The 23857-nt window shown below is 63.3% G+C and carries 18 protein-coding genes; 4 read left to right on the top strand and 14 right to left on the bottom strand.

Features of this window, described 5'->3' with window-relative positions; genetic code table 11:
* Positions 1–10: 10 nt before the first annotated feature.
* The 5 genes from LPA35_RS17020 to LPA35_RS17000 are packed head-to-tail and all read right to left on the bottom strand — an operon-like array spanning position 11 to position 5470.
* Positions 11–475: a histidine phosphatase family protein gene (locus LPA35_RS17020; protein WP_055398215.1), complete on the bottom strand. Its 465-nt coding sequence runs from the start codon at positions 473–475 to the stop codon at positions 11–13.
* Positions 472–2640 (bottom strand): polyphosphate kinase 1, encoded by a 2169-nt coding sequence (ppk1, locus tag LPA35_RS17015; RefSeq protein WP_370641461.1) that lies wholly within the window; start codon positions 2638–2640, stop codon positions 472–474. The genes LPA35_RS17020 and ppk1 overlap by 4 nt, the downstream gene beginning before the upstream one ends.
* Positions 2641–2679: 39 nt before the next feature.
* Positions 2680–3768, bottom strand: coding sequence for a glycosyltransferase family 1 protein (locus LPA35_RS17010; RefSeq protein WP_228898416.1), 1089 nt, complete (start codon positions 3766–3768; stop codon positions 2680–2682).
* Complete coding sequence (locus LPA35_RS17005) at positions 3765–4634, bottom strand: UDP-2,3-diacylglucosamine diphosphatase (RefSeq protein WP_228897756.1); 870 nt, start codon at positions 4632–4634, stop codon at positions 3765–3767. The genes LPA35_RS17010 and LPA35_RS17005 overlap by 4 nt, the downstream gene beginning before the upstream one ends.
* Positions 4634–5470: a GNAT family N-acetyltransferase gene (locus tag LPA35_RS17000; RefSeq protein ID WP_228897755.1), complete on the bottom strand. Its 837-nt coding sequence runs from the start codon at positions 5468–5470 to the stop codon at positions 4634–4636. Before LPA35_RS17000 ends, LPA35_RS17005 begins: the two co-directional genes overlap by 1 nt.
* A 274-nt stretch (positions 5471–5744) precedes the next feature.
* Here LPA35_RS17000 and LPA35_RS16995 point away from each other — a divergent pair, with 274 nt between their 5' ends.
* Both LPA35_RS16995 and LPA35_RS16990 read left to right on the top strand, forming a co-directional pair.
* Positions 5745–8642, top strand: coding sequence for an EAL domain-containing protein (locus LPA35_RS16995; RefSeq protein WP_228898414.1), 2898 nt, complete (start codon positions 5745–5747; stop codon positions 8640–8642).
* Positions 8643–8777: 135 nt separating this feature from the next.
* Positions 8778–11003: a bifunctional diguanylate cyclase/phosphodiesterase gene (locus LPA35_RS16990; RefSeq protein ID WP_228897754.1), complete on the top strand. Its 2226-nt coding sequence runs from the start codon at positions 8778–8780 to the stop codon at positions 11001–11003.
* Positions 11004–11259: 256 nt separating this feature from the next.
* On the opposite strand, the gene LPA35_RS16985 is transcribed toward LPA35_RS16990, so the two are convergent.
* The 6 genes from LPA35_RS16985 to LPA35_RS16960 all read right to left on the bottom strand — a co-directional run bounded on the left by LPA35_RS16985 (position 11260) and on the right by LPA35_RS16960 (position 18110).
* Positions 11260–12297 carry an amino acid ABC transporter substrate-binding protein gene (locus tag LPA35_RS16985; protein WP_228897753.1) on the bottom strand — a complete coding sequence of 346 codons (1038 nt, stop codon included), beginning with the start codon at positions 12295–12297 and terminating at the stop codon, positions 11260–11262.
* A 25-nt stretch (positions 12298–12322) separates the two neighbouring features.
* Complete coding sequence (locus LPA35_RS16980; protein ID WP_055398222.1) at positions 12323–12883, bottom strand: GNAT family N-acetyltransferase; 561 nt, start codon at positions 12881–12883, stop codon at positions 12323–12325.
* An 89-nt stretch (positions 12884–12972) separates the two neighbouring features.
* Positions 12973–14307, bottom strand: coding sequence for a phosphoglucosamine mutase (gene glmM, locus LPA35_RS16975; RefSeq protein ID WP_055398223.1), 1335 nt, complete (start codon positions 14305–14307; stop codon positions 12973–12975).
* Between the two features lie 101 nt (positions 14308–14408).
* A complete protein-coding gene (gene folP / locus LPA35_RS16970; protein WP_228897752.1) occupies positions 14409–15236 on the bottom strand; it encodes a dihydropteroate synthase in 828 nt (275 codons plus the stop codon).
* Between the two features lie 116 nt (positions 15237–15352).
* Entirely contained in the window at positions 15353–17272 is a 1920-nt protein-coding gene (gene ftsH / locus LPA35_RS16965) for an ATP-dependent zinc metalloprotease FtsH (protein WP_055398225.1), read from the bottom strand.
* Positions 17273–17447: 175 nt separating this feature from the next.
* Entirely contained in the window at positions 17448–18110 is a 663-nt protein-coding gene (locus tag LPA35_RS16960; RefSeq protein WP_055398226.1) for an RlmE family RNA methyltransferase, read from the bottom strand.
* A 47-nt stretch (positions 18111–18157) separates the two neighbouring features.
* On the opposite strand from LPA35_RS16960, the gene LPA35_RS16955 reads away from it, so the two are divergent.
* Both LPA35_RS16955 and LPA35_RS16950 read left to right on the top strand, forming a co-directional pair.
* Positions 18158–18631, top strand: a complete 474-nt coding sequence (locus LPA35_RS16955; protein ID WP_055398227.1) for a YhbY family RNA-binding protein — start codon at positions 18158–18160, stop codon at positions 18629–18631.
* Complete coding sequence (locus LPA35_RS16950) at positions 18631–19416, top strand: hypothetical protein (RefSeq protein WP_055398228.1); 786 nt, start codon at positions 18631–18633, stop codon at positions 19414–19416. Before LPA35_RS16955 ends, LPA35_RS16950 begins: the two co-directional genes overlap by 1 nt.
* Positions 19417–19455: 39 nt before the next feature.
* Here the strand turns inward: LPA35_RS16950 and LPA35_RS16945 are convergent, their stop codons facing one another.
* The 3 genes from LPA35_RS16945 to carB form a co-directional block, all read right to left on the bottom strand.
* The gene (locus LPA35_RS16945) at positions 19456–19914 is read right to left on the bottom strand and encodes a DUF4149 domain-containing protein (RefSeq protein WP_055398229.1); all 459 of its coding nucleotides are present in this window, start codon (positions 19912–19914) and stop codon (positions 19456–19458) included.
* 11 nt (positions 19915–19925) lie between these two features.
* Complete coding sequence (gene greA, locus LPA35_RS16940; protein WP_055398230.1) at positions 19926–20402, bottom strand: transcription elongation factor GreA; 477 nt, start codon at positions 20400–20402, stop codon at positions 19926–19928.
* Between the two features lie 180 nt (positions 20403–20582).
* Entirely contained in the window at positions 20583–23849 is a 3267-nt protein-coding gene (gene carB, locus LPA35_RS16935; RefSeq protein WP_228897751.1) for a carbamoyl-phosphate synthase large subunit, read from the bottom strand.
* Positions 23850–23857 lie beyond the last annotated feature (8 nt).

Below are 23857 nucleotides of genomic sequence, written 5' to 3'. Positions count from 1 at the left end.
ACAACAGGTCTCAAAGAAACTCGGGGGACTGGACGGTGATCAACAAGGTCTGGCTCTGGTCCAGCCGCTGCCGCTGCCTCAACCACCAGACAGCTCCCTTGCGCACAGCGCATTCCGAAGCCTGCAGCCCCATCAGCTGCGCAATGGTCTGGCCCAGCATGGGTTGATGGCCCACAACCAGCACCGTCCCCTTGGCACGCGGCCACTGCACAAGGTCCAGCAGATCTTGCGGCGTTCCACCAGGCAACAGCTCGGCGCGCATCTTGAACTTGCGCCCCAGGGCGTTGGCCGTTTGCTCGGTGCGCCGGGCCGGACTGGCAAGCACGCGCAAGCCCTCGGGCAATTGCCGGTCCAGCCAGGCCGCCATGCGCGCTGCCTGCTTTTCCCCGCGCGACGTCAAGGCCCTCGCCAGATCATCGCCCGCCTCTGCGAGCTCCTCTGCTTCCGCATGGCGCCACAGGATGAGGTCCATCATGCCGCCCCCTGGTCCATGCGCGTCCCCGACGGGGCTGGACCGTAGCGAACCATTAAAGCGTTCTGGGCGCCCAACCCATCCTGCGGACGGGGGGCTCGGCTGTAGGAGCCGTCAGCGTTCAGCGTCCATGCATCCCGGTCGTCATGCAAATAGGCGACCAGGCACTCGTCCACAATCTGCTGCCGCAGGCGCGGGTCTGTCACAGGCCAGGCCAACTCCACACGCCGCATCATGTTGCGGTTCATCCAGTCGGCGCTGGAAAGGTACAGATCTTCCTCCCCCCCGCTGCGGAAGTAGAAGACACGTGTGTGCTCCAGGAAGCGGCCGATCACCGACCGTACACGGATGTTGTCGGTCACCCCAGGCACTTGGGCTGCCAGCATGCAAGCTCCCCGCACGATGAGATCAATGCGCGCACCGCGCTGGCCGGCCACGATCAGAGCACGCATCAGGGCCTCGTCGGTCAGGGCATTCATCTTGGCCACGATCCGAGCATCCTCTCCCCGGCTGGCCGCCAGACCCACTTGTTCGATTTTCTCCAGCATTCGCCGGTGCAGATGGAACGGCGCCAGCATCAGCTTGCGCAGCTTGGGCGGGCGGTTCTGGCTCGCAAGGTGATTGAACACCCCGTCCATGTCGGCCGTGGTTTCTTCGTCGGCCGTAAGGTAGCTCAGATCGGTATACAGCCGTGCAGTACGTACGTTGTAGTTACCCGTCGATAGGTGCCCGTAGCGCCGCAGTTTTCGCCCTTCCCTGCGTGTAACCAGCAGCATCTTGGCGTGCGTCTTGAGACCCACTACCCCGTAGACCACCTGGGCGCCAATCGACTCCAGGGCCTCGGCCCAGTTGATATTGGCCTCTTCATCAAAGCGCGCCTTGAGTTCCACCACCGCCATGACCTCTTTGCCGCGGCGTACGGCCTCGGTGAGCAGGTCCATGAGTTCGGAGTCCGCGCCGGTGCGGTAGATCGTCTGTTTGATGACAAGCACATCAGGGTCATTGACGGCTTCACGCAAAAAGGCAAGGAGCCCGTCAAAACTCTCGAACGGCTGGTGGATCAGCACGTCGTGCTTGCGCAGTTGTTCCAGGATGGACACGCCGGATTGCAGCTGCCGGGGCCACGCGGAATTCCAGGGTGGAAAGAGCAGTTCCGGCGCATCCACCAGATCCACCAGCTGCGTCAAACGCACCAGGTTCACCGGGCCATGCACCCGGTACAAGGCAGCGGCCGGCAAAGCAAACTGCGCCAACAGAAAATCCGACAAAAACTGCGAACACCCGGAGGACACCTCCAGCCGTACCGCCTGCCCATAGTGCCGGTGTTGCAAGCCCTGGCGAAGGGCAGTCCGCAGATTGCGCACATCCTCTTCGTCCAGTGCCAAATCGGAATGGCGTGTCACGCGGAACTGCGAGAATTCCGTGACCTCCCGCCCCGGGAAAAGATCCTCCAGATGCGCGCGAACAATGCTGGAGAGGCTCACGAAAAGAGCCTCCCCAGGCGCCACGCGAGCGGGCATGCGGATCAGCCTTGGCAGCGCACGCGGCACCTTGACGATGGCAATCTCGTTCTCCCTGCCGAAAGCGTCGTGGCCCTTCAGGCGAACAATGAAGTTCAGCGATTTGTTGGCCACCTGTGGAAACGGATGGGCCGGATCCAGCCCCACTGGAATCAGCAGTGGCCGGACCTCGTTCACAAAATAGTCGTGGACCCAGCGCTTTTGGGCGGGTGATCGCTCGCCATACCCCACGATGCGAATCCCGTGCGCGGCAAACGCAGGCACCAGGGACTCGTTGTACAGCGCGTATTGCCGCTCCACCAGGCTGTGTATTTTGGCGGCCATGGCTTCGAACGATGCCGTCGAATAGAGCCCTTTGGTCTCACCTTTTTGCGCGGCGGTAATGTGCGGCGCAGCACGGACCTCAAAAAATTCGTCGAGATTGGACGACACGATGCACAGATATCGCAATCGTTCCAGTAGCGGCACATCCGGCCTCACAGCCCAGTCGAAAACACGCTCGTTGAAAGCCAGGATGCTGTGGTCCCTGTCCAGAAACATGTGAGGGGGCGCGCTGGCGGACTGTGAGGATCCTCCGCTTGTGCCACTGTCCGGCGACAGGGAGGCGTTGGCATGCACGAGAGCATCATCGGAAGGCAAAGGCAACATGGGTACGCAAACGCGGCTAGTGCAGGATGGCAGCAGTATTTAACGCCCAGATGACAAAGATGTGACAGATTTTGTGACAGTCACACGAGGCGAGCCCTGCGCTTGGGCGGGAACCAGATACTGCTCGAACAGCCGGGCGGCATGCGCCCAGGTGAAATCGAGTGCCCGTGCGCGCGCTTCGGACCGGGGTATCGCCAGTGCCTGCTGACTTGCCACGAGCAAATCGTTGTGCAGCACGCCCCCTCTGGACGGCTGACCTGAATGCGCCCCCAGCACCTCCATCGGGCCGTCCTCAGGGTAGGCGGCCACCGGCGTCCCGCAGGCCATTGCCTCCAGCATGACCAAGCCGAAGGTTTCTGACCGGCTGGGAAACACAAACACATCCGCAGCCGCATACACCTGTGCCAGCGCGGCACGGTCCAGGATGCCCAGCCAACGGACCTGCGGATACTTGGCCTTGAGGCGAGCTTCCAGTGGACCGACCCCGCACACCACCTTGGAGCCTGGTATGTCCAGCTGGAGGAAAGCTTCGATGTTTTTCTCGTACGAAATCCGCCCGACATACAAGGAGACGGGGTGCGCCAAAGCACCCGTGAGCGGGCTCTGGATGGTTGCACCGTGGAACGGAAAAGCCCGTGTGTCCACCCCATGGGTCCATGGGCGCAGATTGCGAAAGCCCCGTCGCTCCAGCATCTGCAAAACGCCTTGCGTAGGCACCATCACCCCCGAAGATGGCCGGTGAAAGTGCCTGAACAGCGCATACCCCCATCGCAGTGGCACGCGCAGCGCTGCATGCAGTATTTCCGGAAATCGCGTGTGGAAAGCGGTAGTGAATGCCAACCCCTTGCACAGGCAATAGCGGCGCCCTGCCCAGCCCAACGGCCCTTCCGTGGCAAGGTGAATGGCATCGGGTTTCATCGCGTCCAGCATCGTCGTCACCCGCTTCGCCGGGCGCACTGCCAAGTCGATGCCAGGATAGCCGGGGCACGGACGGGTTGCGAACTGGCCGGGGTGCAGCACCTGCACCTCGTGCCCGGCCGCTTCAAGCTCCTGCACCAGTTCCAGCAAGGTGGTAACCACCCCATTGACCTGAGGCAGCCAGGCGTCTGTCAACAAGGCAATTTTCATACAACGGCAGCCGACTCGGCCCGGGAAATATTGGCGACAGGAGAAGCCGGCCACTGCAACAGTTCCAGCCTGCCGTCCATGTGCTCGACCAAGGCGGTGTGGCTTTCCACCCAGTCGCCGTCATTGCAGTAAAGCGTCCCACCGATCTCGCGCATCTCGGCACGGTGGATATGGCCGCACACGACGCCGTCATGCCCCCTGCGGCGTGCTTCAGCCGCAACAGCCACTTCAAAGTCGGTGACGTAGTTCAAGGCTTTTTTGACCTTGCCTTTCAGGTAGGCCGACAAAGACCAGTAGGGCAGCCCCATGCGGGCGCGCAGGGTGTTGAGGTACCGGTTGAGTTTGAGCGTGAATTCATAAAGGTTGTCGCCCAGATACGCCAGCCACTTGGCACACTGGATGACTCCATCAAAATGGTCGCCGTGCGTGACCCAGAGGCTGCGGCCATCCGCCGTGGTGTGCACCGCATCGGCCCGCACCTCGATGCCGCCAAAAGAGTGATCTACGAACGCGCGGGCAAATTCGTCATGGTTGCCCGGCACAAACACCACACGGCACCCCTTGCGCGCCCGGCGCAGCAGCTTTTGAACCACATCGTTGTGGGCCTGTGGCCAGAACCACTTGCGGCGCAATTGCCAGCCATCGACGATGTCGCCCACAAGGTAGAGGTGATCGCTGGGGTGGTGCTTGAGAAAGTCCAGCAACGCAACCGCCTGGCAACCCGGCGTGCCCAGATGCAGATCAGAAATAAAGACCGCGCGGTACCGACGATGACCGGCGGCTGAGGCATGTGCGTCTTCGGCCGCGTCCTCGTGGCCCATGGGTGGCTCCATCCAAGGCCCCAGGGCATCGAATGCGGCGCGCATCAGGCCCCCAGAAAATGCTTGCGATAGCGAGGATGCAGGTCTGCCAGGCGCATCAGCATCGGCAGGTCTGCCGTGTTGAAGTCTGGATCCCAAGCCGGCGCGCCCAGCACGCGGGCCCCGAGCCGCAGGTAGCCTTTGATCAGCGCCGGTGGTTCCACCGTGATGGATCCGTCAAGTTGCTCCACGGGCAAGGGCAAACGGGGAAGCACGTGGTATTCGATGGGGGCGAGGTGTGTCTTTCGCACCTGCTGCCAGATGCTGGCGGCCGCATCGCCGCTGACAACGCCGTTGTGAAGCATGGGGATGCTCGCGCAACCGATCATCGTGTCCAACTGGTTGCGCACCATAAAGTCCGCCAGCGCGCTCCACAAAGCCATGATCACGCCACCGTGGCGGTGGTCGGGGTGCACACAGCTGCGCCCCAACTCCACCATGCGAGGGCGTAGCGAACGCAGCCGCGTCAGGTCAAACTCGGTATCGCTGTAGGTACCGCCGACGCGCCGGGCCTGGGCCGGTGTGAGCACCCTGTAAGTCCCAATGACTTGCTGGCTCTGGACATCGCGCACCAACAGGTGCTCGCAGTAATCGTCAAAAAGGTCCACGTCGTGGCCGGCAATGGGGGTCGTCAATCGAGCGCCCATTTCCGCCGCAAACACGTCGAACCGCAGCCGCTGCGCCTGGCGCACTTCATCTTCATGGCGCGCCCAGGCCACCTCAATAGCGCCGCGTTCCGAAATCGGATGCGCAGCACCCGTCAAAGTGCCCACCCCTTGAAGCACTCTCGGGGAAGCAACTTCGGCAGACAGCGGTGGTGTCAAGGTGGGCAGTTCATTCATGGTGCAACATCTCCTTGCATGAGGATGGGTTGGGCTGAAGGCACCAACCATGGCCGGGAATCTTTTTTCCCTGCGAGCAAGTGTGGAATTGGGACGTGACGTCGCCATGTCGGAGGCGTGTCAATGCCGTGACAGCCGTTCACGCAGAAGCACCAACGCTCGCCATCGTGCGGACTGCATAATTGATTCAGGAACCCGCACCGTGCATGCCCCCTCCCCCGCTCGCCCCCGGAGCCCTGTTACGGGCCCACTGGTCGTGTTTGTTCTGGCGGCGATGTGCGCAGGGGTGATGGTGTGGGCGCTGGAGCGCCAGGAGCATGCACAACAGCGCACCCAGGTGGCGGACATGGCTGGCGACCATGTGCAGGCCCTGCAACGCGCCATCGAGCTGGCCCTGTCGGCCAACAACGCCCTGGTGGCCCTCGTGCGCCAGGGAAAAGGCCAGGTAACGCAGTTTGAAGAGATCGGCACCCAGATGCTGCCGTTCTATCCGGGCATCGCCGCCATGGGGCTGTCACCCAACGGGGTGGTCAGGCACGTAGTTCCGCGCCAGGGCAACGAAAACTCCATCGGCTTCGATCAGCTCAACGACCCACGCCAAGGCCCCGAATCCGCCAGGGCACGGGAATCAGGCCGACTGACCCTGGCCGGCCCCATGGAACTGGTGCAAGGTGGCTTGGGAGTGGTGGGGCGCCAGCCTGTTTATCTGGAAGACACACAGGGCCACCGTGCCTTTTGGGGCTTTACCTACGTCACCATCCGATTGCCCGAGGTGCTGGCAGCCGCCCGACTGCCGCAATTGACCCAGCGGGGATACCACTACAGGTTGTGGCGCATCCGGCCCGACACGGGGGAAGAACAGACGATCGCAGCCTCGACCCCACCCGCTGGCCCCGACGCCGTGGGCCGTTCCTTGACGCTGCCCAACGGACAATGGACGTTGAGCCTGGTCCCCATCAAAGGCTGGGGAGACCCGGGCGTGCTGGCCATGCGATGCGCGGTGGCCTTGCTGTTTGCGCTGCTGATGACCTACCTCGCCCGGCTGCTTTTCGAGCTGAAGGCGCATGAGCGCGGTCTGGCCTACCAGGTGGCGCAGCGCACCTCCGAGATCCAGGCCACCCAGCAGCAGTTGCGTGCCACCATCGATGCCATCCCGGACCCGCTTTTCGAGCTTGACCTGGACGGCTTGTACTGCAGCGTGCACAGCCAGCGCGCTGAGTTGCTCATGGCACCCGCAGACATGCTGGTCGGGCACAACGTGACCGAGGTACTGCCTGCGGTGGCCGCACTGTCGGTGATGGACGTGCTGAACGAAGCCCACGCCCAGGGCTGGTCCACCGGTCGGCAGATCGTGCTTGATCTGCCCAGTCTGGGCGCCACCTGGTTTGAGTTGTCTGCGGCGCGCAAGGCCACCTCCCCCAGCGCAAAGCCCAGGTTCATTGTGCTGTCGCGCGACATCACCGAACGCAAGCGGTCCCAGGAGCAGCTGCAACTCACCGCCCAGGTGTTTGACCAGAGCAGTGAAGCCATCGTGATTGCCGACGCGGCCCATACCATCGTGCGCATCAACCGGGCATTCACACGGATCACCGGGTACACGGAAGCCGAAGCGGTAGGACAGTCCGTGCGTCTGCTCACGGTCGCCGGAGCCGACGATGACTTCCACGCCGATACCGTCTACGCACAGTTGCCGCAGGGCGGAAGCTGGGAGGGCGAAGCCTGGGGGCGCCGCAAGGATGCATCCACCTACCCGCAGTGGCTGTCGGTCAGCAGCGTGCGAGACGGCAATGGCGTTGTCACGCATTCCATCACGCTATTCCGCGACATCACCCAGCAGCGAGAGGCCCAGGACCGCATTCAACGGCTGGCCCACTTCGACCCGCTCACCAACCTTCCCAACCGCGCGCTCCTGGCGGAACGCGCCCACCGCCACATTGCCGACGAGCAGGCGCGCGGCGGTACGCTGGCCATGCTGTTTCTGGACCTGGACCACTTCAAGAATGTCAATGATTCGCTGGGCCACAGAATCGGCGACATCCTGCTCGTGGCTGTCGCACAAAGGCTTCAGTCTCTCCTGAGGCCCCAGGACACGGTTTCGCGCCTGGGTGGGGACGAATTCCTGCTACTGCTCCCCGCCACTTCCGCCGCTGCCGCCGCCGACATGGCCACGCAGCTGCTGGCCGCCGTGGCCCAGCCCTTCCAGATTGACCCCTACGAACTCACCACCACCTTGTCGATCGGCATTGCGATGTACCCGGCCGACGGGGAATCGTTCGACACGCTGTACCAGCGGGCAGACGCCGCCATGTACCGTGCCAAGCAGAACGGACGCAACCGGTACGGATTCTTCACCGCCGATCTTGAAGCCCGCACCGCCCGTGCCCTCCAGATCGAAAATGCGCTGCGCCGTGCGCTGGAGCGCAACCAGTTTGAGCTGCACTACCAGCCGCAGGTCTCGCTCACCACGCGCCAGGTGGTGGGTGCCGAAGCCCTGCTGCGCTGGCGCCATCCCGAACTGGGCCTGGTGTCGCCAGCCGAGTTCATCCCCGTGGCCGAGAGCAGCGGCATGATCGTGGCAATTGGCGAATGGGTCATCCACACAGCGGTGAGGGACACCAAACGCTGGCTGGATCTGCACCTGCCCCTGCGGGCCGTTTCCGTGAACGTTTCCGCCGTGCAATTCAGGCACCCCCAGTTGCCCGAGATGGTGACCCGCTGCCTGGAACAGGCTGGCCTGCCTGCCCGCAGGCTGGAGCTGGAGCTGACGGAGGGTGCCGCCGTGGACGATCCCGCCGCCGCACTGGCGATGATGGACCAGCTGCACGACCGGGGCGTGCGCCTGTCGATGGATGACTTTGGCACCGGGTACTCATCGCTGAGCTACCTCAAGCGTTTTCAGATCTACAAACTCAAGATCGACCAATCGTTTGTACGCGACCTCGAAGAGGATGCCAACGACCGCGCCATCGTGAGCGCCATCATCCGCATGGCGCAGGCGCTGGGTATGCAAACCACGGCCGAGGGGGTGGAGACCGACGGGCAGCTTGAATTTCTGCGTGCGCAGGGCTGCGACGAAGCGCAGGGCTTTTACTTCAGTCGCCCCCTGCCCGCGGATGCCTTCGAGGCCTACTTGCGCCAGCAGCAGGAGCAGCAGTCGTCGTCGTCAGGCTAGGCACTTGCACGCCGTTGGTTGCGGGCGGCATTGGGGCGGTTACCGAAGGTGCCCCCATGGGCTTGTAAGGGAGCGCTGCTACACTTTGGTACAAATTACCCAGGCCGCCAGGCCCTACAGCCCGTACCGGTCTCCATGTTTGCGCCGTACAGCACTCCAGAATCGCAGCGTCCTGGAATTGCCACCGACACTCCCTTGCAACGCGCGCTGCGCGAACAGCAAACCCTGCTCGACAGTGCGGGCGTAGGCATTGTGTTCCTGCGCCAGCGCAGTGTGGTGCGCTGCAACCAGCGGTATGCCGAAATTTTTGGCCATGCCAGCCCCGAGAGCCTGGTCGGGCTGAACACCGAAACCTTCTACCCTTCGCGCGAGGCGTTTCGCGATCTGGGCCGCACCGCCTACCCAGTCCTAGCCGAGGGCCAGGCGTTCCGCGTCGAGCGCCAGCTGCGCCGGCGCGACGGCAGCCTGTTCTGGGGCAGCCTGACCGGGCGGCTCATCAACCCGCACGACACAGCCGAAGGTTCCATCTGGATTCTGGACGACATCGACGAGCAAAAGCGTGCGCAGGCTGCACTGGGCGCAGCGGTGCGTGAAAAGCAGCTGCTCTTTGACAGCGCGATGGTGGGGATCGTGTTCCTGCGCGACCGGCGCCTGACCCGCTGCAACCACCACTTCGAACAGATGCTGGGCTACGAGCCCGGTGAACTGGTGGGCAGCCCCTCGCGCCGGTGGTACGCCAGCGACGCTGCGTGGGAAGAGGTCGGCCGCCGATGCTATCCGCAGCTGGCCGCGGGCCACTCCTACGAGGGCGAGCTGGAGCTGTGCCGCAAGGATGGGACCCCCGTGATCTGCGAGGTGCGCAGCAAGTCCATCGACCCAGCCGATCCATCGCAGGGCTCCATCTGGATCACGATGGACATCACGGAGCGCAAGCAGGCGCAGGCCGTGCTTGCCAGTGCCCACGAAGACCTCGAAAGGCAGGTGCAGGACCGCACCCGCGAACTGCGCGAGACCGTGGACAACCTGCACCGTGAGATCAACGACCGCAAGGCCGATCAGGAACGCATCTACTGGCTGGCCCACTACGACGCCCTGACAGGCCTGCCCAACCGCACGCTGCTGGCAGAACGGGCGCAGGAGGCCATCCGCGTCGCCCAGGAGGGCAACACGCCGCTGGCCCTGATCTTCCTGGACCTTGACCACTTCAAGCATGTGAACGACTCGCTGGGCCACCGCGTGGGCGATACCCTGCTCGTGGAGATCGCCAAGCGGCTGCGGGCCGTGGTGCGCGACAAGGACACCGTGTCGCGCCTGGGCGGCGACGAGTTCATTTTGCTGCTGCCGGGCGCCAATGCCCATGGTGCCGCCCGCGTGGCCGGCAAGCTGCAGGAGGCATCGCGCCAGCACTACCAGATTGACCACCACGAGCTGACCATGGCGCCGTCCATGGGCATCGCGCTGTTCCCGCAGGATGGCACGGACTTCGACACGCTGACGCAGTCGGCCGATGTGGCCATGTACCGCGCCAAGCTCGACGGGCGCAATACCTTCAAGTTCTTTACCCCCGAGATGCAGGCGCAGTCGGTGCGCGCCTTGCAGCTTGAAAACGCCCTGCGGCGTGCGCTGGAGCGCAACCAGTTCCACCTGCACTACCAGCCGCAGATGAGCCTGACCAACGGCTCCGTGCGCAGCGTGGAGGCATTGCTGCGCTGGCAACACCCGCAGTTGGGCGCAGTATCGCCGGCAGAGTTCATTCCCATTGCCGAAGACAGCGGGCAGATCCTGCAGATTGGGGAATGGGTGCTGCGCACGGCGCTGTCACAGCTCAAAACCTGGCGCACGAACGGATTCCCACACCTGACGATGGCCGTAAACCTGTCAGCCATCCAGTTTCGCCAGCCGCAGCTGCCGGAGCTGGTGAGCCGCATGCTGGCCGAGTTCAGTCTGCCGCCCGACTCCCTGGAGCTGGAGCTGACCGAGGGCGTCGCCGTGGACGACCCCCATGCTGCCGTGGCCACCATGGACCAGTTGCACGCACGCGGCGTGCGCATGTCGATGGACGACTTTGGCACCGGCTACTCATCGCTGAGCCAGCTCAAGCGCTTTCAGATCTTCAAGCTCAAGATCGACCAGTCGTTCGTGCGCGACCTGGGTGATGACGGCAACGACCGCGCCATCGTCAGCGCCATCATCCGCATGGCCCAGGCGCTGGGCATGCGCACCACGGCAGAAGGCGTGGAGACCGAAGGTCAACTGGCCTACCTGCGCGAACAAGGGTGCGACGAGGCGCAGGGCTACCACTTCAGCATGCCGCTGTCCGCGCCCGAGCTGGAAGCCTTCATGCGGCGGCAGTTGCATTGACCGACACTGCCCCATGCTGGTCGAAGGGCTCGTGCAGCGGCCAAGGAATGCACCGGTGGACGCAGCAGGGACAGCAGCCCATCGGCTCGAAAATAACATGAAAACCGGGCCTAACGCTTGATGGTAAAGCGTAAGCAGCTATAATTTCAGTAGCAAATACACCCAGTCTGCAGGACCGAGGCTCTTGGGGCTGTGCGGGCTTTCAGCAGTCAGCACCCCATGCATCGTCGCCCAGGTCAGTCCCTGCAAGCGCAGTTCAGCGGATCGGAAACGCGTACATCAGGCCCTGCTTGCTCCACAGGTTGTTGAGGCCGCGCGGCAGCCCCAGCGCCGACTTTTGACCGACGTTGCGCTCGAAAATCTCGCCGTAGTTGCCGGTGGTCTTGAGGGCGCGCAGCAACCAGTCCCGGTCCAGCCCCAGGAGCTTTCCGGTATCTTCCGAAGTACCCACCATGCGCTGCACCACCGGGTGGGCGCTGCTGGCTTTCAGCGAATCCGCATTGGCTTGCGTCACACCATACTCTTCGGCTTCGATCAGGCCGTAGATCACCCACTTGACCACGGCAAACCACTCGTCGTCGCCCCGCCGCACCAAGGGCCCCAGGGGTTCCTTGGAGATGAGTTCCGGCAAGATGGTGTGTATTGCCGCGCCTTGCGAAACACCGCTGCGCAAGGCTGCCAGGCCCGATGCATCGGTGGTGAATGCGGTGCACCGGCCCGCCAGATAGGCAGCCGTTGCAGCATCTACCTTCTCAAACATCACGGGTTTGATGTCGAGGCCGTTGGCACGGGAATAGTCGGCCAGGTTTTTTTCGGTGGTGGTGCCCGACTGCACACACACGGTCTGCCCCTTGAGCTGGCGGATGCTCCTGATCTTGCTCTTGGCAGGCACCATGAAACCCTGGCCGTCGTAGTAGGTAACGACCGTCTGGTGCAGACCCATCGATGCATCGCGCGCCAGCGAAAAGGTGGTGTTGCGCGAAAGCACGTCCACCTCGCCGGATTGCAAGGCTGTGAATCGCTGCGGCACGTCCAACGGCACGTACTTGACTTTCTGGCCGTCGCCCAGCACAGCGGCTGCAATCGCCCTGCAGACATCCACGTCAAGTCCGGACCACTTGCCGCTGGAGTCTGCCATCGCAAACCCGGCCAGCCCTGTATTGACGCCACACACCACCTGCCCGCGCGCCCTGATACCGTCGAGAGTCTTGCCCGCATGGGCCACGGGAGCGGCCAGCAACGCGGCCACAACGATGGCGCCCATTGCGGCGATCTGGCCAAACACTGTCTTCATGCGGTCAGGTCTCCGGGAGGGTGATTCACGGTGCCGCCAATGGCGCAGGCCCTGCCCCATCCAGCATCTTCTGCAGAAATTGCGCCTGCCCCATGCTGGGGTCCAGGGTGTAGGCAGCAAAGCCTTCCCGTTCGTACGCGCGCATTGCACTGTGGTTGCCCGAAAGCACTTCGAGCGTGAGCTTGCAGGCACCGCGCTCGCGGGCCAGCGCTTCCACCCGGTGCAGCATGCGCTGTGCGATGCGGTGGCCGCGCCAGCCGGGTGCCACCACCACGTCATGCACGTTGACCAGAGGCCGGCAGGCAAAGGTCGAAAAGCCCTCCAGGCAATTGATCAGCCCCACGGGCACCTCGCCGTGTGGCGCCAAAGCGTCCGCCGCCCAGGCCATCACGCTGAAAGCCTGCGGCCGCTGGCGCAGCGCCTCGGGCAAGCCCCGCTGGACCTCGGCGCTCAGTGGAACGCCACCACCCGCCACGTCCCTTGCATAGCCGTCGAGCAGTTCGACCAACGCCCGCGCTTCGCGGGCATTGCCGTAGTCCACGGAACGGACGGTGATGGTGGAAGGTATGTCAGTGTTTGAAGGCATCTATGGGGTTCCTGGTCGGCGGCAAAGGCCGCAGCGTAGCGGATCGTGCGGCGCGCCAACGGTGGAAGGAGCTCTCGGCGGGATCACCATCAGCCAGCACGGGCCGCGTCGGCCAACCTTTGCGCGCAGGAACTGGCCATTTGCGCATCACGGGCCTCCACCATCACCCGCAGCAGCGGCTCGGTACCACTCGCGCGGATCAGCACGCGGCCTGACGCGCCCAGTTCCTGCTCGACGGCTTGGGTCGTGTCAGCCAGCAAGCGGTTGGCCTTCCAGTCCTGGCCAGGGGCCAGCCGCACATTCAGCAGCACCTGCGGATAGAGCGTTATGTCGGCCAACAGTTGCGCCAAGGTACGGCCACTGCGCACACAGGCCTGCAGCACCTGCAAAGCACTCACCAAGCCGTCGCCGGTGGTATGGCGGTCCAGCGCCAGCAGATGGCCCGAGCCCTCGCCGCCCAGCACCCACTGGTGCCGCGCCAGCTCTTCAAGCACATAGCGGTCCCCCACCTTGGCCCGCACAAACTTCACGCCCTTTGCCTTCAGCGCCACCTCCACTGCCATGTTGGTCATCAGGGTGCCCACGACACCCGGCACATGCTCATCGCGGCCCATGCGGTCCGAAGCCATCAGGTACAAAAGCTCGTCGCCGTTGTACAGGCGCCCCGTGGCATCGACGATCTGCAGGCGGTCCGCGTCGCCATCGAGCGCAATGCCATAGTCGGCGTGGTTGGCGCGCACGGCCCGCACGAGCGCATCAGGATGGGTGGCTCCCACCTCGTGGTTGATGTTGAGGCCGTCGGGTGAGCAGCCAATCGACAGCACTTCGGCACCCAGCTCGTGGAAGACCTTGGGTGCCACCTGGTAGGCCGCGCCATGCGCGGCATCGACGACGATCTTGAGGCCCTTGAGGGTCAGGTCTTGCGGAAACGTGCTCTTGCAGAACTCAATGTAGCGGCCCGCCGCATCATCGAGCCGCCGCGCCTTGCCCAGGCTGGCCGAATCGGCCCACACCGGGGGTTCGCCCAGGGCCGCTTCCACGGCCTGCTCCCACGTGTCGGGCAACTTGGTGCCCTGTGCACTGAAAAACTTGATGCCGTTGTCGGGATAGGCGTTGTGGCTGGCGCTGATGACCACCCCCAGGCTGGCGCGTTGTGCGCGGGTCAGGTAGGCCACGCCCGGGGTGGGCAAAGGACCCAGCAGCACCACATCCACGCCCGCGGAGTTGAAGCCTGACTCCAGCGCGCTTTCCAGCATGTAGCCTGAAATGCGGGTGTCCTTGCCGATAAGCACCGTGGGGCGCTCCTCGGTCCTGCGCAACACTCGCCCGACGGCATGGGCCAGGCGCAGAACAAAATCCGGGGTGATGGGTGGCTGCCCGACGGTGCCACGAATGCCATCGGTTCCAAAGTATTGGCGCGTCATGTTCTAGCGTCTCCTCGTGTGAATCTCATTGTTTGTTATCCATCGCCAAAGGGTCTGGCATGCGCCCATCCATACAACGCCCCAGCCTCCGGAAGACCCCGTCAGACCGCTTGCATTGCACGCCACACCGCGAGCGCCGCCACGGTTTCGCGGACATCGTGCACGCGCACCACAGAAGCTCCACGCTCCACGGCCAACACCGCCGCCGCCACGCTGGGCACCATGCGCTGCTCTACCGCCAGGCCCGTCACCGCGCCCAGTGACGACTTGCGGGACCAGCCTGCCAGAAGAGGATAGCCTGCAGCCCGCAGCACCGACTGGTGCGCCAGCAGCGCAAAATTCTGTTCCACCGTTTTGCCAAAACCAATACCCGGGTCCAGCACAATCCGGTTCTTTTCGACCCCTAGCGCTTGCAGGTCAAGCGCAGAGCGCTGCAAAAAGTATAGTACCTGCTGTACCACATCGCCCTCCATCGGGGCCACCTGCATGGTTTGGGGGTCGCGGTGCATGTGCATCAGGCACACCCCACATTGCGGGTGCGATGCCACCACCTCTGCGGCACCCGGCTGGCGCAATGCCCAGATGTCATTGATGATGTCCGCGCCCAGGTCCAGCACCGCGCGCATGACCTCGGGCTTGTAGGTATCGATGGAGATAGGCACCCCCAGGGACACCGCGCCCTGCACCAGAGGCACCACCCGCGCCAGCTCTTCGTCCAGCGGCACCGCCGGACTGCCGGGGCGCGTGGACTCCCCGCCAATGTCCAGAATGTGTGCACCGTCGCGCAGCAAATGCTCGCAATGCCGCAGGGCCGCAGCGGTGGAGCCATGCCGCCCGCCGTCGGAGAACGAGTCCGGCGTGACATTGACGATGCCCATCACGCGGGGCTCGGCCAGGTCAATAGAGAAACGGGAGGTCTGCCAGATCATGGGGGGATCGAGAAAAGGTCACAGGCGCCTTCCTGGTGGAGGTCGGGAGGCAGCACAACACCACCCATGAAAAACGGGGCACAAGGCCCCGTGAGAACGGATGGACCGGCCAGCAATCAGGCGGCCGATGGTGCGGTGTCCGTCGTCACCGCAGGCGTGCCGCCGCTGGAGTTGTCGCCGCCCGAGGGAGGTGTACGGGGCGTCCAGTCCTTGGGAGGACGGGGCTCCTTGCCAGCCATGATGTCGTCCAACTGCTCGGTATCGATGGTTTCCCATTCGAGCAAGGCCTTGGCCATGGCGTGCATCTTGTCGCTGTTCTCTTCGATCAGGCGGCGGGCCAGGTTGTACTGCTCATCGATGATGCGGCGCACTTCCATGTCCACCTTTTCCATGGTCTGCTCGCTCATGGTCGTGGTCTTGGTCACCGAACGGCCCAGGAACACTTCGCCTTCGTTCTCGGCGTAGACCATGGGCCCCAGGGCATCGGTCATGCCGTAGCGGGTGACCATGTCACGGGCAATATGCGTGGCACGCTCGAAGTCATTGCTGGCCCCAGTGGTCATCTGATTCATGAACACTTCTTCAGCGATGCGGCCACCAAACAGCATGCTGATCTGGTTGAGCATGTATTCGCGATCGTAGCTGTAGCGGTCCTGGGCAGGCAGGCTCATCGTCACGCCCAGGGCCCGGCCACGGGGAATGATGGTGACCTTGTGCACGGGGTCGCACTTGGGCAGCAGCTTGCCAATGAGGGCGTGGCCAGACTCGTGGTAGGCCGTGTTGCGGCGCTCTTCCTCGGGCATGACCATGCTCTTGCGCTCGGGGCCCATGAGGATCTTGTCCTTGGCCTTCTCGAAGTCCTGCATCTCGACGGTACGGGCGTTGCGGCGCGCGGCCATCAGGGCAGCTTCATTGCACAGGTTGGCCAGATCGGCACCGCTCATGCCAGGGGTGCCACGGGCAATGATGCCAGGGGCCACGTCCTGACCAATCGGGATCTTGCGCATGTGCACGTTCAGGATCTGCTCGCGGCCACGGATATCGGGCAGCGTCACATAGACCTGACGGTCGAAACGGCCAGGGCGCAGCAGGGCGGCGTCCAGGATGTCGGGGCGGTTGGTGGCAGCCACCACGATCACGCCCAGGTTGGTTTCGAAGCCGTCCATCTCAACCAGCATCTGGTTGAGGGTCTGTTCGCGCTCGTCGTTGCCACCGCCCAGGCCAGCACCACGCTGGCGGCCCACGGCGTCGATTTCATCGATGAAGATGATGCACGGAGCGTTCTTCTTGGCGTTGTCGAACATGTCGCGCACACGGGCCGCGCCCACGCCGACAAACATTTCCACAAAATCGGAGCCCGAGATGCTGAAGAACGGCACCTTGGCTTCGCCTGCGATGGACTTGGCAAGCAGGGTCTTGCCGGTGCCAGGGGGGCCCACCAGCAGCAGGCCGCGTGGGATGCGGCCACCCAGCTTTTGGAATTTCTGCGGATCTTTCAGGAAGTCCACAACTTCCTTGACTTCTTCCTTGGCCTCGTCGCAACCCGCCACGTCCGCGAACGTGACCTGGTTGTTGTTTTCGTCGAGCATGCGCGCCTTGCTCTTGCCGAAGCTGAAGGCACCGCCCTTGCCGCCGCCCTGCATCTGACGCATGAAGTACACCCACACGCCGATCAGTAGCAGCATGGGGCCCCAGCTGACCAAGAGGGTCATGAGCAGGGAGCCTTCTTCACGGGGCTTGACGTCGAACTTGACGTTGTTGTTGATGAGATCGCCCACAAGGCCACGGTCCAGATAGGTGGCGGTCGTGCGGATCTTGCGGTCGTCATTGGTGACGGCCACGATCTCGGTGCCGCCCTGGCCTTCCTGGATGGTCGCGCTCTTGATGCGGTTGCTGCGGACTTCCTCCAGGAACTCCGAGTAGCCGACGTGGCCTGCGCTGGCTCCGGCACGGGTGTCAAACTGTTTGAACACCGTGAACAGCACCATGGCAATAACCAGCCACACGGCAATTTTTGAAAACCACTGATTGTTCAAGCGGGGCTCCAGTTGCGGGAAACAGAAAACGGACACACTGCCGTCATGGCACGCATGTGCGGCCCATTTTAGGTGTTTCAAGCCACCCGGCCATCCCTATTCCCCCTAGCGGCCATGGAAACAGCACGGGCTTTAGGGTCGAAATTCACGGATTCTTGACCTGAGGCAAGCCCGTTCAGGCGGTCTTCTTGAGGCCCATGCCCACCAGAAAGGTCTCGGACGATTTGTCGCGGGAGGCCTTGGGCTTCAACGGCTTGACCACTTTGAAGGTCTGTTTGAACAGCGTGACCAGATCGCTGTAGCCGCTGCCATGGAACAGCTTGACCACGAGGGCCCCATCCGGTTTCAAATGGTTGCAAGCAAACTCCACAGCCAGTTCGACCAGATGGGCAATGCGCGCAGCGTCGGCCGATTCGATACCGGACAGATTGGGAGCCATGTCCGAAACGACAACATCCACCACCCGACCATCCAGGGCCTGCTCCAGGCGCTCCAGCACCTCCGCCTCACGAAAATCACCGTTGATATAGGTAACACCCTCGATGGGCTCCATGGGCAGAAGGTCTAGCGCAATGATGGTGCCGTTGAGTTGGCCCGCTGCAGCCCCCCCGGGCGACATGCGCCTGCGCAGGTACTGGCTCCAGGCGCCCGGCGTGGAACCCAGATCCACCACGGTGTAACCGGGTTTGATGAGACCCAGCTGTTCGTCGATTTCCTTGAGCTTATAGGCGGCGCGTGCCCGGTATCCCTCTTTCTGGGCCAATTTGACATAGGTGTCGTTGACATGGTCGTTCAACCACGCCTTGTTGACCTTCTTGCTTTGGGTTTTGACTTTCATACCGCTCCATTGTCTCTCGACAATCAGCACCGCCGATAATACGGCCCATGCCCCAAATTCAACTGACTCCCGCCGAGCGCCGGGAACAACGCGCCAATGCCCACCACCTGGACCCCGTCGTCCTGGTCGGCGGCGATGGACTCACCCCTGCGGTCAAGAAGGAAATCGACGCCGCCCTGAACGCCCATGGCCTGATCAAGGTGCGCGTTTTCAACGATGACCGCGTGGCGCGCGAGCTGATGTACCAGGAGCTGACCGCCGAACTCAACGCAGCCCCCATCCAGCACATCGGCAAGCTGCTGGTACTGTGGCGCCCCCAGCCCGTCAAGGAACGTACGGTCGATGAGGACCGCATGCCCGGCCCACGCGACGTCAAGGTGCTCAAATACAGCAAGCGCGGCGGCCAGCGCCCCGAGATCAAGCAACTGCGCGTGCTGGGCAACCAGCGCCTCACTTCGGGCGGCCAGATCAAACGCGCCAAGCCCAAGCAAAAATCAATCAAGAAGCGCCAGGCAGACTGATGAGCCACGATGCAGGTTCGGCAGTACCTGCAAACTTTGCAGCACCTGCCGGCATGGCGCCCGTCCGCCACATCCTCTGCATGAAGTGGGGCACGAAATACGGCCCCGAATACGTCAACCGGCTGTATGCCATGGTGCGCAGGCACCTGAGCGGGGATTTTCGCTTTGTCTGCCTGACCGATGACAGCACGGGCATCCGCAGCGAAGTGCAGTGCCTGCCCATCCCCGCACTCGATCTGCCACCCGGCATCCCCGAGCGGGGCTGGACCAAGCTGGTCACTTTCAGCAAGGACCTGCACGGACTTCGAGGCACGGCCTTGTTCCTGGATGTGGACGTGGTCATCACCGGCAGCCTGGACGATTTTTTCACCCAGCCGGGTGAATTCCTGATCATCCACGACTACAAGCGCCCCTGGCGCATCACGGGCAACTCCTCGGTCTATCGCTTTGAGCTGGGAGCTCACCCCGACGTGCTGGAGCACTTTCGCGCGCATTTCTCAGAAATTCGTGAGCAGTTTCGCAACGAGCAGGCCTACTTGTCGGACTTCCTGCACCGGCAGGGCAAGTTGCAATACTGGCCTGCGGCGTGGTGCCCGAGTTTCAAATACCACGGGATACCGCCCTGGCCGACCAACTACTGGCGGCCGCCGTTTGTGCCAGCGGGCGCACGCATCGTGATCTTTCATGGGGAATGCAATCCCCCCGATGCTTTGGCCGGGCGGCGCAACCGGCGGTTTCGCTTCATTCGTCCGGCCACCTGGGTGGCGGAGCACTGGCGCGAATAGGCGGTTTGGAGGCAGCGCTGGTTGCGACCAGCGCTCGGTTCAGTCGTCTGCAGTGCCGTCAGGCCCGACCGGCAACAACGGCGGCTTCTGAACCTGGCGCAGTGTTTGCCACAACACGGCCAGTGCGCAGCACCACTGCAGCACATACATCACCGTCCCCACGCTGTGCCACAGGCGCAAATCCTGCCGCGCCACGATACGCGGCGCCACGCCAAACTGCGTGAGCAACGCCAGCAGCATGCCACCGAGTATAAAAACCATAGCAGCTTGCGCCCATGGATACTGCGCTATCGCCTGTTTTGGCCTTGAAATCAGCAGCAGAACCAGACAGCAGGCGACCGCCACCCAGGTCTGCGCCGCAAACAGCTTGGCCGCCATGTTGCCCGCCACCATGGGCGACGGAAGGTGGGCAAACAGCATGGGAACGACCAGAAACCCGATGGTAGTCAGGCTGCCCCACCAGAGCGCAGCGACCAGGGCAGGAAGGCGGTGGAACATGCCGTTCCCGCTCACTGGTAGCTGACCGCCACCACTTCGTAGCGGCGAATCCCGCCGGGAGCCTGCACTTCGGCGGTATCGCCCTCTTCCTTGCCGATCAAGGCGCGGGCGATTGGGCTCGAGATATTGATGAGCCCTTGCTTCAGATCCGCCTCGTCCTCGCCCACGATCTGGTATTTCACGAGGTCGCCAGACTCTTCGTCTTCCAGTTCGACCGTGGCGCCAAAGACGACCTTGCCGCCGCCATCCACGGCGCTGGGGTCGATCACCTGCGCCACCGACAGCTTGCCCTCGATCTCCTGGATGCGGCCTTCGATGAAGCCCTGGCGGTCCTTGGCGGCGTCATAGTCAGCGTTTTCGCTGAGGTCGCCCTGCGCGCGCGCTTCGGCAATTGCCGTGATCACAGCGGGGCGCTCTACGGTCTTGAGGCGGTGCAGTTCTTCCTTGAGCTTTTCAGCACCGCGCTTGGTAATCGGAATGGTGGCCATCGTGTTGCGTCTCCATAAATCAAAACGGTGAAAGCGCCAGAAGCACTTCCACCGGTCAATCGCCAGGCATGCCCGCGCTGCGCTGGGCGATGCGAATGGCAAGTCTACAAAAGGAAACCGCCGCACGTTGCCGCGCGGCGGTGTCTGTTCAGGCGGCAATTATGCCGCTTTTGCCGATGCTCAGGCAGCCAGTTGGGCGTGCAGCTCCTGCACCGAGTACACGTCGAGCTTGTCCAGGTACTTCATGCCCTCCACCGCCGCCTCGGCGCCAAAGATGGTCGTGAACGTGGTCACGCGGGCCAGCAGCGACGAGGTGCGGATCGCACGCGAATCGGCAATCGCATTGCGACGCTCTTCCACGGTGTTAATGACCATGACGATCTCGTTGTTCTTGATCATGTCCACGATGTGCGGGCGGCCTTCGGTCACCTTGTTGACCACGCCCACAGGCACGCCAGCTTCGGCAATCGCAGCTGCAGTGCCCTTGGTCGCCACCAGCTCAAAGCCCAGCGCCACCAGTTGGCGGGCGATGTCCACGGCACGCGGCTTGTCGGCATTCTTCACGGTGAGGAACACCTTGCCCGATGTGGGCAGCTTGGTGCCCGCGCCCAGCTGGCTCTTCACAAAGGCTTCGCCGAAGGTCTTGCCCACGCCCATGACCTCGCCAGTGGACTTCATCTCTGGGCCGAGGATGGTGTCCACGCCAGGGAACTTCACGAACGGGAACACGGCCTCCTTCACGCTGAAGTACGGCGGTGTCACTTCCTTGGTGACGCCCTGCGAGGCCAGCGTTTGACCCGCCATGCAACGCGCCGCGACCTTGGCCAGCTGAATGCCCGTGGCCTTGGAAACGAACGGCACCGTGCGCGAGGCGCGGGGGTTCACTTCCAGCACGTAGATCACGTCCTTGCCGTCCATCTCCTGGATGGCGAACTGCACGTTCATCAGTCCCACCACGTTCAGGCCCTGGGCCATGGCGGCGGTCTGGCGCTTGATCTCGTCGATGGTGGGCTGCGACAGGTAGTACGGGGGCAGTGAGCAGGCGGAGTCGCCGCTGTGCACGCCCGCCTGCTCGATGTGTTCCATGACCCCGCCGATGAAGGTGACGCCCGCCGAATCGCGCACGCAGTCCACGTCGCACTCGATGGCGTTGGAGAGGAAGCGGTCCAGCAGCACGGGCGAGTCGTTGCTTACCTTCACGGCCTCGCGCATGTAGCGCTCCAGGTCGCGCTGCTCGTGCACGATTTCCATCGCGCGGCCGCCCAGCACGTAGCTGGGGCGCACCACCAGGGGGTAGCCCAGGGCGGCGGCCTTTTCCAGGGCTTCGGGTTCGGTGCGTGCCGTGGCGTTGGGCGGCTGGCGCAGGCCGAGTTCACCCAGCAGCTTCTGGAAGCGCTCGCGGTCTTCAGCCGCGTCGATCATGTCGGGGCTGGTGCCGATGATCGGGACGCCAGCAGCTTCCAGACCCAGGGCAAGCTTCAAGGGCGTCTGGCCGCCGTACTGCACGATCACGCCGATTGGCTTTTCCTTGTCCACAATCTCCAGCACGTCTTCGAGCGTCACGGGCTCGAAGTACAGGCGGTCGGAGGTGTCATAGTCGGTGGAGACGGTCTCGGGATTGCAGTTGACCATGATGGTCTCGTAGCCGTCCTCGCGCATGGCAAGGGCCGCATGCACGCAGCAGTAGTCGAACTCGATGCCCTGGCCGATGCGGTTGGGGCCACCGCCCAGCACCATGATCTTCTTGTTGTTCGTAGGCTCCGACTCGCATTCGGCGACACCACCGTGGGTGGCGACTTCGTAAGTGGAGTAGAGGTACGCGGTGTTGGTAGCGAACTCAGCCGCACAGGTGTCCACACGCTTGTACACGGGGCGCACTTTGAGCGCACGGCGTGCGTCGCGCACCGCCTTCTCGGTGGTCTTGAGCAGCTTGGCCAAGCGGCGGTCGGAGAAGCCTTTTTGCTTGAGCGTGAGCAGCGTGCCGGCATCCAGCGCCGCCAGGGCACCGTCACCCTTTTCGGCCACCAGCTTGTCGATGTCCAGCTCGATCTTCACGATCTGCTCAATCTGCACCAGGAACCATTTGTCGATCTTGGTCAGCTCGAACACTTCGTCGACCGAAAGACCCATGGCAAACGCATCGCCCACGTACCAGATGCGCTCAGGGCCGGGCTCGCCCAGTTCTTTTTCGAGCGTCTCGCGGTCCTGGGTTTTCTCGTTCATGCCGTCCACGCCGACTTCCAGGCCGCGCAGGGCTTTCTGGAAGGACTCCTGGAAGGTGCGGCCCATGGCCATGACCTCGCCGACCGACTTCATCTGCGTGGTCAGGCGGCTGTCGGCCGTGGGGAATTTTTCGAACGCAAAACGTGGGATCTTGGTGACCACGTAGTCGATCGAAGGCTCGAACGATGCGGGCGTGGCGCCGCCCGTGATTTCGTTCTTGAGCTCATCCAGCGTGTAGCCCACGGCCAGCTTGGCGGCAACCTTGGCGATGGGGAAACCCGTGGCCTTGGACGCCAGCGCCGACGAACGCGACACGCGCGGGTTCATCTCGATGACGATCATGCGGCCGTCCTTCGGGTTGACCGAGAACTGCACATTGGAGCCACCCGTGTCCACACCAATTTCACGCAGCACTGCCAGCGAGGCGTTGCGCATGATCTGGTATTCCTTGTCGGTCAGCGTCTGCGCGGGGGCCACGGTGATCGAGTCGCCCGTGTGCACACCCATCGGGTCCAGGTTTTCGATGGAGCAGATGATGATGCAGTTGTCCGCCTTGTCACGGACCACTTCCATCTCGTACTCCTTCCAGCCGAGCAGCGACTCTTCAATCAGCAGCTCGTTGGTGGGCGACGCTTCGAGGCCGCGCTTGCAGATGGTCTCGAACTCTTCAGGGTTGTAGGCAATGCCGCCGCCGGTACCGCCCAGCGTGAAACTGGGGCGGATCACGGTGGGGAAACCCACGGTCTTTTGCACGGCCCAGGCTTCGTCCATGCTGTGGGCGATGCCGGAGCGCGCCGAGCCCAGACCGATCTTGGTCATGGCGTCCTTGAACTTCAAGCGGTCTTCGGCCTTGTCGATGGCTTCAGGGGTGGCGCCGATCAACTCGACCTTGTACTTGTCGAGCACGCCGTTGTGCCACAGGTCCAGCGCGCAGTTGAGCGCTGTCTGGCCACCCATGGTGGGCAGGATGGCGTCGGGACGCTCCTTGGCGATGATCTTCTCGACCGTCTGCCAAGTGATGGGCTCGATGTAGGTGACGTCGGCCGTGGCCGGGTCGGTCATGATCGTCGCAGGGTTGCTGTTGATCAGGATGACCTTGTAGCCCTCTTCGCGCAGGGCCTTGCAGGCCTGTACGCCGGAGTAGTCGAACTCGCAGGCCTGGCCGATGATGATGGGGCCAGCGCCGATGATGAGGATGCTTTTGATGTCTGTGCGTTTTGGCATGGTGCGTC

The organism is Acidovorax sp. Leaf73 (assembly GCF_916855635.1).
GTDB lineage: Bacteria > Pseudomonadota > Gammaproteobacteria > Burkholderiales > Burkholderiaceae_C > Acidovorax > Acidovorax facilis.
Note: the sequence above shows the minus strand (reverse complement) of the source record. Positions and strands in the feature narration are given on the sequence as shown.